Source organism: Ruegeria sp. AB7, assembly GCF_056542625.1.
The window spans coordinates 410,041-421,843 of the sequence record NZ_JBQGAC010000001.1 but is presented as its reverse complement, the minus strand read 5'-3'; the positions used below and the strand labels follow the sequence as shown (position 1 = coordinate 421,843).

Here is an 11,803-nt window from a genome sequence, read left to right as displayed (position 1 = left end):
TAACCACTTTCGAGGATCAACCATGTCGCAAGACATCGACTACGGGAATCTGATGCACACGGCCATGCGAGGCCTGATCAAGACCGTCCTGACCGACGTGTCCGAAACCGGCCTGCCCGGTTCGCATCATTTCTTTATTACTTTTGATACACGGCATGAGGGCGTTGAGTTGGCCGATTGGCTGCGTGAGCGCTATCCAGGCGAGATGACGATTGTCATGCAGCACTGGTTCGAAAACCTCGAAGTCGGTGACGATGGCTTTTCGATTACGCTGAATTTCGGGGATGCGCCGGAACCGCTTTACATCCCCTATCTGGCGATCAAGACCTTCGTGGATCCTTCGGTTGAGTTTGGCTTGCGCTTTGAAAGCCCGGAAGACGAGGACGAAGAGATCCATGTGACGGAAGAAGCCCCGATTGAGCTTGAGGCCGAAGAGACGGAACCTCAGCATGATGCGGATGTGGTCTCGCTGGACAGCTTCCGGAAATGACCAGAAAACCCCGCTTGATGCGGGGTTTATTCTTTTTGAAGGAATGTCTCGACCGAGCGCGACTTAACCCCATCGCGAAACCGGGAAAATGACAGGTCGAGCCCGCCATCAGCTAGTGTCCGGTCAAATTGCTGAAGCTCATAGCCACCGTTTTCGGCTATGAACAACGAAAACACCGTCAGAGTATCTCCTTCGATCCGCCCCCAAACAAAGGGTTCCCCTTTCATCGGGTCAAGCGGCACCTCATGGCCAAACACATTTCGCTTCATGGCCGCAGAATAAACATCGGGCCGATCCGAGCTTTGAAAATCAACCGAGTATTTCTCATCCTTGATGCGACCGTCGGCTTTGTAAGTCGTGGTGGTCCAACTCACGTTGAAGCCCCCTTTAATTTCCTGAATCGAAACGCTCATATCCCGAGGGGTCGCCGTACCATCCGCATCAACAACGTCGGCCGAACCGGTATAGTCGCCCACGAACGGCTCGATTCCCGTCGCCTGAGCGTGTTGCACAAATACTGCCAGCCAAAAACTCGCGGCAAACAATAACGCAAGCGTATACAAAGGGCTTTTGAGAAGTGACACGCGCATGGTTGCCTCCGTCAGGGTTATTGTCCCATCTTAACTTTAGCCCGCCGACGTACAATGGCACTGTTTTCGCTAACAGAAATTATTTGTAGCTGTGCCGCGTCTATACCTTTTCGCGGCCCAAGTTTAAGGTGCGCTCAACTGGCCGATTGCGCCACAGCCTTGCTGCGGGTAAACGGCATACGACTGCATACCAGACCGGAGCGACCGATGTCTCAAACCCGCACTGAATCCGACAGCTTTGGCCCGCTTGAGGTGCCTGCCGATAAGTACTGGGGCGCGCAAACGCAGCGTTCGATCATGAACTTCCCCATCGGCTGGGAAAAGCAGCCCGTCGCCATCGTGCGCGCGTTGGGTGTGATCAAAAAGGCCTGTGCAATTGAAAACAAAGCCATCGGCAAGCTGGACGCCAAGATCGCCGACGCGATCATACAAGCGGCCGGTGAAGTGTTCGAAGGCAAGTTTGACGACAATTTTCCTCTGGTCGTATGGCAAACCGGCTCGGGCACGCAATCCAACATGAACTCGAACGAGGTCATTGCGAACCGCGCGATTGAGATTATGGGTGGCGAGATCGGCTCGAAAGATCCCGTTCACCCGAATGATCACTGCAATATGGGTCAATCCTCGAACGATACTTTCCCCACCGCGATGCACATCGCCACAGCGATGAGTGTGCGCGATGTGTTGATGCCCGGGCTTGAGAAGTTCGCCTCGGCGCTGGAAGCCAAGGCAAAAGAGTTTGCCGGTATCATCAAGATCGGCCGCACCCATACGCAGGATGCCACGCCGTTGACGTTGGAACAGGAATTCGGCGGGTATGCGCATCAAATTCGTCAGGGCATTGCGCGTGTAGAAGCTGCAATGCCCGGTATCTATGAACTGGCTCAAGGCGGTACTGCCGTGGGTACCGGTTTGAACACGCATGGCGGCTGGGATGAGGCTGTCGCCAAGAATATGGCCGATATCACCGGCCTGCCCTTTGTGACCGCGCCGAACAAATTCGAAGCTTTGGCCGCACATGATGCGATGGTCTTCCTGTCGGGCGCGTTGGCCACGATCGCCGGTTCCTGCTACAAGATTGCCAACGATATCCGTCTGTTGGGTTCGGGGCCCCGCTCAGGATTGGGTGAGCTTATCCTGCCCGAAAACGAGCCCGGTTCCTCCATCATGCCCGGAAAGGTGAACCCGACACAGGCCGAAGCGCTGACTCAGGTGGCCGCGCATGTGATGGGCAACGACGCAGCAATGAAGTTTGCAGGTTCGCAGGGCCATTTCCAGCTGAACGTCTACAACCCGATGATGTCCTATAACCTGCTGCAGTCGATCCAGCTGCTGGGCGATGCGACCGACAGCTTTACGGAGCGGATGTTGTTGGGCATCAAAGCCAACGAGCCACGCATCGACAAGCTGATGAAGGAATCCCTGATGCTGGTGACTGCTCTGGCGCCGACAATCGGGTATGACAACGCCACGACCGTCGCCAAAACAGCGCACAAGAACGGCACAACACTTAAGGAAGAAGCGATTGCGTTGGGCTTTGTGGATGAGGCGACGTTTGATGCGGTTGTGCGGCCCGAGCATATGATTGGACCCAAGGACTGATGGGTAAACCGGTTAACCTGAACCGGTTTCGAAAAGAAAAAGCGCGGGCTGAAAAAAAGGCCCGCGCGGATGCAAACGCTGCGAAACACGGACAATCCAAAGCCGACAGGACCGTTGTAAAGCTGCAGCAAGACCGGCAGCGCCGGGACCTTGACGGTCACAAGGTCGACGAATGAGTGGACGTCCTGTCAAACGCTCCCTGACCTTGCAAGGTCATCGAACATCCGTTTCGCTTGAGGATGAGTTCTGGCAAGCCTTCCGTGATATCGCGCGGGAAAAAGATATCCCAATCAATGTCCTGGCGGCAAATATTGATGCAGAGCGCGACCCGGAAACCGGACTGGCTTCGGCCATTCGTGTCTTCATTCTGAATTGGTATCGTCAAACCGATTGAGTACTTGATTTCAAACAATCGCGTCGCTTATCTTCGCGGAGAACAAAAATGGTACATTCATGATCGATTTGGCAACAGGCCCAGATGGAAAGCCTCGGTGTTCGTGGTGCAACGCCGCCCCCGAATTCTATGACTATCATGATAACGAATGGGGATATCCAGTTTCCGACGACAGACGACTGTTTGAGAAACTGTGCCTCGAGAGCTTTCAGTCGGGCTTGAGTTGGCGCACCATTCTGTCAAAACGCGAGAATTTCAGGGCAGCGTTTAGAAAATTTGATTTCAACAAGATAGCAGAATTTTCTGATGCAGATATCAAGCGACTTCTGCACGACAAAGGCATCGTGCGACACCGCGGCAAGATTGAAGCCGTTATCAACAACGCCCGCCGCGTGCAGGACCTAATCGCCGACGAGGGATCATTGGCCGCTTATGTCTGGAGGTACGAGCCTACGGCGCCACCCGCCCCGCAAAGCGCTTCCACATCGAAAGAATCCATCGCGATGTCGAAAGATCTGAAAAAACGTGGTTGGAAATTCGTAGGCCCCACCACGATCTTTGCCTTTATGCAGGCCATGGGGTTGATCAATGATCACGCCAACGGATGTGTCATGCGCGAAAAAGCGGCGCAATTGCGCCGCGATTTCATCAAGCCCGAATAGATTACCCCACGATCAGATCGAGGCGCGGAAGATATTGTCGATATTCCCGCCGAGCGCTGCATTGAATTCCGCGTCAGATTGCTGTTTGGACAGCCCTTCGGTCAGTGCGCGCGAAAACGACGCGATCATCTTGCTGTTTTGGCCAAGCAGGTCGCAGGCCTGCTCGGTCGAGTATCCGCCGGACAGCGCCACAACACGCAGGACGCGCGGGTGATCCGCCACCTCATCATAAAGGTTGGCCTGGCTGGGGATGGTCAGCTTCAGCATCACCTCCTGACCCTCGACCAATTGATCCAGGTTCTTCAGGATTTCTGATTTCAGAATGTCCTCAGCCTCGGCCTTGGTTTCCGAGTGGATGTTTACCTCAGGCTCGACAATTGGGACCATTCCCGCATCAGTGACCACGCGTGCGACCTGGAACTGCTGCGCGACAACGTCGGCAATGCCCTGAGCATTTGCTTCGTGGATAACTGAGCGTTCCTTGGTGCCAAAAACACCATCCGCCTTGGCCAACGTCTCAGCCAGCCCCGGAATTGGCTTCATCATCTGAACACCGTTGGCCTGATCCTCAAGTCCCTTGTCGATTTTCAGAAACGGCACGATGCCTTTTTCGGACCACAGATAATCCGCGACCTTCTTGCCGTCGATTTCTTCGCCCAAGGTCCGTTCGAACAGGATCGCGCCAATCACTTTATCCTTGGTGAAATCGTCAGCCAGAATGATCCGCGCGCGCATCTTCTGAATCTCGCCGAACATCTCTTCGTCTGATCCGTAATCCGATGCTTCAACACCATACAAAGCCAGCGCTTTGGGGGTTGAACCGCCGCTTTGGTCCAGTGCTGCGATAAATCCTGCGCCTTCGGACATCTGCGCGCGCTGTTCTGCTTTCGACATAACTCAATCCCGTTCAATATGATTCCGCATTTTCAATCCGCATACAGCATGCCGAAGAGCGATGGTAGTTTGTTAGCGCTCAACCAAGCGCAACCAAATTCCGTCTTTCGATCTGACGGTCAAATGCGCGACCGGTATCGGCGTTTTGTCTGGTATTGTTTCGAATCGGTAACGACGCAAGAGCATCGATAAGATCAAAGGACCTTCTACCATCGCGAACCCTGCGCCCGTGCAGACCCGGGGGCCAGCCGAAAAGGGAATATAGGCCTCGCGCTGGCATTTCTTTCCGTTTTCTGTCCTCCATCGCGTGGGGTCGAATTCGTCTGGCCGGTCCCAAAGCCTTTCGTGCCGATGCAAGTGCCAGGGGCTTACAACGATCTGAGAACCCTGCGAAATATCCCGATCACGGAAGCGTTCAGGACATGTCGCCTCGCGCACCATCATTGGAACTGGTGGATACAGGCGCAAAGCTTCACGAAACACATCGCGGCTAAGTTTCAATTGGGACATGGTAGAAAACTTGGGCATGTCCAGAGCTTTCGCTTCCTCAGCCAGCTTTTCCTGCCAGTCCGGATACATCGCCATCAGATAGAGCGTCCAAGCCAGTGCAGACGCGCTGGTTTCATGCCCCGCCAAAAAGAAGATGGCGACCTGATCGACCATTTCCTGCGCATCAAACCGGTCTCCGGTTTCCGGGTCTGTAGTCGTCATGATCTTGGTGGCCAGATCATCGGGGGCCGACCCGTTTTCGATTGCTATAGCGCGTTCATCCGTCAATCGGCTGATCAGATCCCGAATCTCGCCGGCGGTTTGTCGAGTTTTGCGAGAATGAAATCGGGGCATCCAGCTTGGAACCGGCACGAATGCGGCCAGGTTCAGCAAGGGCTGTTCGCGCTGATAGATTCGGAATTTATCGAAGACCTGCGCGGCAACCTCATGTTCGATAGGAACCGAAAACAGGGTACGGAAAATCACATCCGCCGCGACATGGCTTGTGATTTCTTCACATTCCACCCTCTGCCCAACTCTGCCTGAAAGCCGATCCGCACAAGCCTGCGCCGCATTTAACATTGCGGGAAACGTGTCTTTCAAACGTCCGCCTTCAAAGGCGGGATCAATGATCCTGCGCTGCCGTTTCCAGACTTCGCCATTGGTCAGGAACACGGACCGGCCCAATAAGGGGCGTAAGCCTTCGCTGATGCGATTTGATTTTGGAAACGCATCCGGGCGCTCTTTCAGAACAGCGCGGATCAGATCGGGTTGGTTGACCATATATGAGCGAAAGAACGGCGTTCGGAATTCAGCCATCCATGCTCGATATAGACGCTGGGGCTGAGCAGACAGCAAGTCTTGCCGAAACAGACGTAGATACCGCCACAGCGAGACTTTATCCGGTCGTGCTTCGGGCTTTGGGGGCGTCATGCTTCCACCGCAATGTATTTCGAAACCGACCGTTCAATGCGCGACCGAGATGGCGCGCGCCCTTCAAACCGCTGCTTCAATGTTTCAGGACCTGCGGTGATGCGGAAATAATCATAAAGTCCAGGCTGATCGAACGCACAAAGATATTGAAAGTGCAGGCGAAAAAAGCGCCAACGCAATTGCTGCCATCGCGCGGGGGACAGTGTTTGGGTGAAGGCCGCAGAAAGAACCAGCGGCCCGCATTTTTCGGGGCCAGCGACGCCGCTGACCGCGACCGGATCGCACAACGCAAACGCGCAGCCATCCCCCGGTGCAGAGACATCGATCCAAGTCATATCCGCGCGTTCGGACAAATATTTAAGATCAGCGCGAAGCGTGTGTGCCTGCGGTAGAAACGAAACCATTGGCACCACCTGTCCCAAGGTCAGAAAGGATAAGACTGGCTTATCCTGTACACCGCCCCGTCGTCGTAAAACATCTGCCAACACCGACACACCAAGATGGGCGCCAGAGCTGTGACCCACGACCAGCACCTCATCGGTGTCTGTGTCCAGCGTCTCGGTGATCAGGTCAGAAAACTCCCGCAGCGTCGATTGCAGATCTTGCGAATACGCGCCGTATAGCTTCGCCGAGTGGGCATAGTCATGCATAAGGTAATAAGCGAACAGTCGATTATCGATCTTTCGGAACCATTGCATCAGAGCATAGATTACCCCGGCAGCAGGTACCAAAGACCACCACCCAACGAGTGGTTTCAATACAGAGACTAAACCCCAAGCAATCAACAACGATGCAAAAAGCTGCAGCAGCAGCATTGCCACCGGGTATAGCGCCGCAATTACGGGCCCCTTGCGCAGCTGCATCAGCCGCCAAAGCGTACCGGTCGAGATATATATCCAGGCGGTTCTCGCCAGTTGCAGATAGGTTGCCGGTATCGATTGAGCCATGCTGTCACGCACGATATCCGACCAGACCAGAACCTGAACATCTGCATCAACAGGACTGCCGTCCTGCTGAGAAGTCACCTGCCAGCCGTAGGGACCTTCGCCCGTCCTAGCGCTAATATCGATCTGGTATCCCGATATCTCAGCCTGGGCGCCCCCCTCTTTGCGGTAGAGCTCTCGATATCGGCGCGGATGAATCGGGTCGTAGCCGGGAATGTAAAACACCCGGCGTTTGCGCACCTGCGGATTGGATTGCTGACTGCTCATTACCCGGCCCTCTGCGCCAAAGATTAGCGCAGCGTTGACGCCAAGGTAAGACCTGGTGTCTATCCATCCGCGTTTAAAGCCAGAGGGTTAACCGAGGTTTGCCAAAGCCGGAAATGTTTCCAGCAGCCACCAGCTGAATTCGGTGAACAAACCGGTGACAAGCATGATGCCAACAAAAAGCAGCAGCCCGCCCATCACCTTCTCGATTGTGCCCATATGCGGTTTGATGCGGTTCATAACCGCCATCGAGCGGTTCAGGAACATCGCAGCCAGCAAGAATGGAATGCCCAGGCCTGCCGCATATACGCCAAGCAATACGGTGCCACGCGTGACTGATGCTTCGGAGGCGGCCAGCGACAAGATTGCACCTAATTGTGGGCCGATACACGGCGTCCAACCGAAGGCGAAGGCCAGTCCCAGAATATATGCCCCGAACACAGATCCGCTGGAGTCACCCGTATCAACGCGTGCCTCACGATCCAACAAAGGAATACGGAACACGTTCAGAAAGTGCAGGCCAAAGACAATGACGACAGCGCCCGAGAGTTTGGCGAAAAGCACCTGATTCTGAAGAACAAACGCCCCAAAGACCGAGGCTGTAAAGCCTAGCAGCAGGAACACGGTCGACAGACCCAGAACAAAAAACAGTGCCGCCAGGGTCGCCTTGCGCCGCGCGCGCGCCTCATCCTGCATCTCGTTGATAGTCACACCGCTCATATACGCGAGGTACGGTGGCACAATCGGCAGCACGCAGGGAGACAGAAAACTTATCAACCCGCCCAGCATGGCGATAAACATGGCAGGCAGAAGGCCCGCGTCTATGATCTCAATTCCGAACATGACTCAGCACATATGGTATCGCGCGGGTTTCGTCACGAGGCCATTCGGTCACATCCTCGTGGTTGCGCGCTGGACAGTATCGCTCGTTAGAAATATCTCAGCCCCATGACCAATGAGATTGAAACACTGGATGCGTTGGGATTGTTGTGCCCCTTGCCTGTTTTGAAGGCTCGGAAGCGCCTGAAATCCTTGCCTGCGGGGGGTATGCTGCGCGTGCTGGCCGATGATCCAGCCGCGATTATCGACGTACCGCATTTCTGCACCGAAGCTGGCCACACACTTGTCTCGCAAGAAACAGTGGATGGTCATCAGATATATGTGATCCAAAAATCGGCCTGAGGTTTCTTTGGAACGCACGCTAATGAAAAAAGGCGGGCCAGTTGGCCCGCCTTTTTCTTACTGTCCCAATGACCACCACCCTCGGCGCTTTGGCTTGGCCGGCGCGGGTTCGGGTTCGTCCGCCACTGCCTCCAAGACCGGCTCTGGGGTGGCAGCCTCAATGACTTCGGGTTCTGCTGCCACGGTCGATTCTTCGGCTTCTTCGGCAACCAGTTCAGGCGCTTCAGCAGGTTCCTCTGGCACTTCTTCAGCTACTTCAGAAGCCGACGTTGCTTCGGCGATCTCAAGCTCTGATGGTGCATCAGCACTATCTGGCTCAGCGGCTGGTTCGATGCTTTCAGACTCATCGGCTGGCTCTTGCTGTTCAGCCTCGGCGGCCTCAGCATTGACCGGCTCTTTCTCCGGATCGGAGTTCGCATTATCCGCTTCGGTCTGCGTCTCGCTTGCTTCGACTGTGGCCTCAGTATCCTTTTTGCGTCGACGCGGTGCCCGGCGCTTTTTGGGTTTGGCCGCTTTCTCGGCATCTTCCTCAGCAACGGGCTCAGCCTCGGTCTGCTTGGCCTCGACGCTCTCAGCTTCGTTGCTCGAGTCGGTTACACTGTCTGCGTCAGACTCGTCCGCATTGCCATCCGGCGCGTCACCATTGCCCGAACTCTTCTTGCGCCGGCGCCGACGCCGTTTACGCTTGGGCTTGGTCTCTTCCTCGGTCTGAACCGCAGTTTCTTCTTCGGTTTCGTCCTCATCCGTGGCGTCGACCATATCCATCAGCGACGCATCAACCGAAACCACCGGCGCAGTTGCTTCAGGAACAACGCGGCTCGCGGTCTTGAACTTCTCCATCGAGAAGTCGGGGCTGACCAAATGAACGTCCCCTTCGATCCGAACCGACAAACCATACCGCGCTTCGATCTGCGCGATGTGTTCGCGTTTCTGGTTCATCAGGAAGTTGGCGATGCTAACCGGGCAACGCACCAATACCTCACGCGAACGGCGGCGAGTGCCTTCCTCTTCAATCTGGCGAAGGATTGACAGTGCCATATTGTCGTCCGACCGGATCAGGCCGGTACCATGGCAAGACGGGCATGGCTGGGTCGTCGCCTCAAGCATTCCAGGACGCAGGCGCTGACGGCTCATTTCGAGCAGTCCAAAGCCCGAAATCCGGCCCACCTGAATACGGGCACGATCCGTTTTCAGCTTGTCTTTCAGTCGTTTCTCAACGGCCGAGTTATTTTTGCGCTCGTCCATATCGATGAAATCGATCACGATCAGACCGGCCAGATCGCGCAGACGCAATTGGCGCGCCACTTCTTCGGCGGCCTCCAGATTGGTCTTCAACGCGGTTTCCTCGATCGAGCCTTCTTTGGTCGCCCGGCCCGAGTTCACATCGATCGCCACCAGCGCTTCGGTCACCCCGATCACGATATAGCCACCGGATTTCAGCTGAACCGTCGGGTTGAACATCCCGGCCAGATAGCTTTCCACCTGATATCGCGCGAATAGCGGCAGCGCGTCTTCGTATCGCTTCACGTTCTTGGCGTGCGACGGCATGATCATCTTCATGAAGTCTTTGGCGATGCGATACCCGCCCTCGCCTTCAACCAGAACCTCATCGATGTCGCGATTATACAAGTCGCGGATCGAGCGTTTGATTAGGTCGCCTTCTTCATAAATTTTCGCAGGCGCAATGGATTGCAACGTCAGCTCGCGGATCTGCTCCCACAGTCGTTGCAGGTATTCATAGTCGCGCTTGATCTCTGATTTTGTCCGTTTGGCTCCGGCCGTGCGCACGATCAGACCCGCGCCCGTGGGCACGTCGATTTCAGCGGCAATGTCTTTCAGTTTCTTCCGGTCAGCGGCATTGGTGATCTTGCGGCTAATTCCGCCGCCCCGTGCGGTATTGGGCATCAGTACGCAGTACCGACCCGCCAAAGACAGATACGTGGTAAGTGCCGCACCCTTGTTGCCGCGCTCTTCCTTGACCACCTGCACCAGCAGGACCTGACGCACCTTGATAACTTCCTGAATCTTGTAGCGGCGCGGGCGTGGCTTGCGCGGAGGACGGATATCCTCGCTATCGTCTTCGTCTGCGACCGACTCGATGGTATCGTCTTTCGAAGCCGCGTCAGCGCTTTTGCTTTCTGTCTCGCCATCCGCCTCGGGCTCGTCACCAGAAGCTTCCGCCTCTTCTTCGTCAGACTTGGCTTCGACCTCATCCGAAGGTTCTTCTTGGTCGGTATCAGTTGCTTCGACAGGCGCGTCTTCCGCTACCTCAGCAGTCGCTTCTGGCGCTTCCGCCTGCTGATCTACATCTTCGGACTTAGCTTCTTCGGTCGGAGCTTCTTCAGCAACAGGCTCGGCGGCATCCTCTGGCTCTTCCACCGGCGTCTCGGCAACGATTTCCATCGGAGACGTCCCTTCGGGCACCTCCGTCTCTTCACCGTCATCCAGATCGATGGTTTCCATTCCGGTCGGCTCTGAGGAAACCTCCAGCGTCTCAACCGGATCGTCCGTCTTGACGTCAGCGGCCTTCGAGCGCGAACGCGACCGGCGCTTCTTGGGCTTTGTTTCCTCGGCCTCATCCCGCGCCTTCATCGCCTCGGCATAGGCGCGCTCTTCCTCCATCAGCGCCTCACGGTCGGCGACGGGGATCTGGTAATAGTCGGGATGTATTTCAGAAAACGCCAGAAACCCGTGCCGGTTCCCGCCGTAGTCCACAAATGCCGCCTGTAGCGACGGCTCAACCCGTGTTACTTTTGCAAGATAGATGTTGCCAGCAAGCTGGCGTTTGTTTTCGGATTCAAAGTCAAATTCCTCAACCTTGTTTCCGTCGACCACCACAACGCGGGTTTCCTCCGCGTGGGTGGCATCGATAAGCATTTTCTTAGCCATGTGTCCTTGGTGCACCGCGCCAAACGCGTTGTCCTGACCCGTCCAGGCGGACAGGCGCTTTTGGGGAGGTGTCTTGTACGGGCGATATCGGACGGCGCGCGGCAGGGTCTGGCGCTTTGGCCCCCTGCCCGTATACTCAATCGTTGCGCGCGCGTCATCGCGGTTCTTCTCCGACAGGCGCGTCTAAATGCGGCCCGCCCATTTATTCCTTTCACCCGCATAGACGGGTTCAGGCGTTCATCTGCCCCATTGGGGCATAATCGGTCTGCCGCGCCGCGCGGGATCTATCCTCACCATCAGCTCAGCAGCGAAACTCAAAACACGGGGCTTGCAGGCACAAAATACCCGGCCCGTTCGATCACAATAAAAGCAGTCCTGTGGAAAAGACAATGGGCAAACTGCATCGCGACCCAAGAACGCGCCGAAGAGTCCCTTCATCTGTTCAGAAATATCCAGGGGTTGAATTGAAC

General features: G+C 55.7%; 12 protein-coding genes. 6 read left to right on the top strand and 6 right to left on the bottom strand.

Annotated elements, in window-relative coordinates; all coding sequences use genetic code 11:
* The first annotated feature begins 22 nt into the window (after positions 1-22).
* Positions 23-490 carry a ClpXP protease specificity-enhancing factor SspB gene (locus tag ACR0EN_RS02100; RefSeq protein ID WP_170405597.1) on the top strand — a complete coding sequence of 156 codons (468 nt, stop codon included), beginning with the start codon at positions 23-25 and terminating at the stop codon, positions 488-490.
* A gap of 26 nt (positions 491-516) precedes the next feature.
* On the opposite strand, the gene ACR0EN_RS02095 is transcribed toward ACR0EN_RS02100, so the two are convergent.
* Positions 517-1,080: a hypothetical protein gene (locus tag ACR0EN_RS02095; protein ID WP_170421470.1), complete on the bottom strand. Its 564-nt coding sequence runs from the start codon at positions 1,078-1,080 to the stop codon at positions 517-519.
* Between the two features lie 207 nt (positions 1,081-1,287).
* On the opposite strand from ACR0EN_RS02095, the gene fumC reads away from it, so the two are divergent.
* The 4 genes from fumC to ACR0EN_RS02075 are packed head-to-tail and all read left to right on the top strand — an operon-like array spanning position 1,288 to position 3,738.
* Complete coding sequence (gene fumC / locus ACR0EN_RS02090; RefSeq protein WP_170421467.1) at positions 1,288-2,682, top strand: class II fumarate hydratase; 1,395 nt, start codon at positions 1,288-1,290, stop codon at positions 2,680-2,682.
* Positions 2,682-2,858 (top strand): DUF4169 family protein, encoded by a 177-nt coding sequence (locus ACR0EN_RS02085; RefSeq protein WP_170393154.1) that lies wholly within the window; start codon positions 2,682-2,684, stop codon positions 2,856-2,858. Before fumC ends, ACR0EN_RS02085 begins: the two co-directional genes overlap by 1 nt.
* Complete coding sequence (locus ACR0EN_RS02080; protein WP_170393155.1) at positions 2,855-3,076, top strand: ribbon-helix-helix domain-containing protein; 222 nt, start codon at positions 2,855-2,857, stop codon at positions 3,074-3,076. The genes ACR0EN_RS02085 and ACR0EN_RS02080 overlap by 4 nt, the downstream gene beginning before the upstream one ends.
* Before the next feature lie 59 nt (positions 3,077-3,135).
* Complete coding sequence (locus tag ACR0EN_RS02075; protein WP_480584987.1) at positions 3,136-3,738, top strand: DNA-3-methyladenine glycosylase I; 603 nt, start codon at positions 3,136-3,138, stop codon at positions 3,736-3,738.
* Between the two features lie 12 nt (positions 3,739-3,750).
* On the opposite strand, the gene ACR0EN_RS02070 is transcribed toward ACR0EN_RS02075, so the two are convergent.
* The 4 genes from ACR0EN_RS02070 to ACR0EN_RS02055 form a co-directional block, all read right to left on the bottom strand.
* Positions 3,751-4,632 (bottom strand): fructose bisphosphate aldolase, encoded by an 882-nt coding sequence (locus ACR0EN_RS02070; RefSeq protein WP_170393157.1) that lies wholly within the window; start codon positions 4,630-4,632, stop codon positions 3,751-3,753.
* 72 nt (positions 4,633-4,704) lie between these two features.
* Positions 4,705-6,054 (bottom strand): cytochrome P450, encoded by a 1,350-nt coding sequence (locus ACR0EN_RS02065; RefSeq protein ID WP_480584985.1) that lies wholly within the window; start codon positions 6,052-6,054, stop codon positions 4,705-4,707.
* Positions 6,051-7,265, bottom strand: a complete 1,215-nt coding sequence (locus tag ACR0EN_RS02060) for a hypothetical protein (protein WP_480584982.1) — start codon at positions 7,263-7,265, stop codon at positions 6,051-6,053. Before ACR0EN_RS02060 ends, ACR0EN_RS02065 begins: the two co-directional genes overlap by 4 nt.
* 87 nt (positions 7,266-7,352) lie before the next feature.
* A complete protein-coding gene (locus ACR0EN_RS02055) occupies positions 7,353-8,105 on the bottom strand; it encodes a cytochrome c biogenesis CcdA family protein (protein ID WP_170393160.1) in 753 nt (250 codons plus the stop codon).
* A 105-nt stretch (positions 8,106-8,210) separates the two neighbouring features.
* Here ACR0EN_RS02055 and ACR0EN_RS02050 point away from each other — a divergent pair, with 105 nt between their 5' ends.
* Entirely contained in the window at positions 8,211-8,444 is a 234-nt protein-coding gene (locus tag ACR0EN_RS02050) for a sulfurtransferase TusA family protein (protein WP_480584979.1), read from the top strand.
* Between the two features lie 57 nt (positions 8,445-8,501).
* Here the strand turns inward: ACR0EN_RS02050 and ACR0EN_RS02045 are convergent, their stop codons facing one another.
* Positions 8,502-11,333 carry an Rne/Rng family ribonuclease gene (locus ACR0EN_RS02045; RefSeq protein ID WP_480584976.1) on the bottom strand — a complete coding sequence of 944 codons (2,832 nt, stop codon included), beginning with the start codon at positions 11,331-11,333 and terminating at the stop codon, positions 8,502-8,504.
* Positions 11,334-11,803 lie beyond the last annotated feature (470 nt).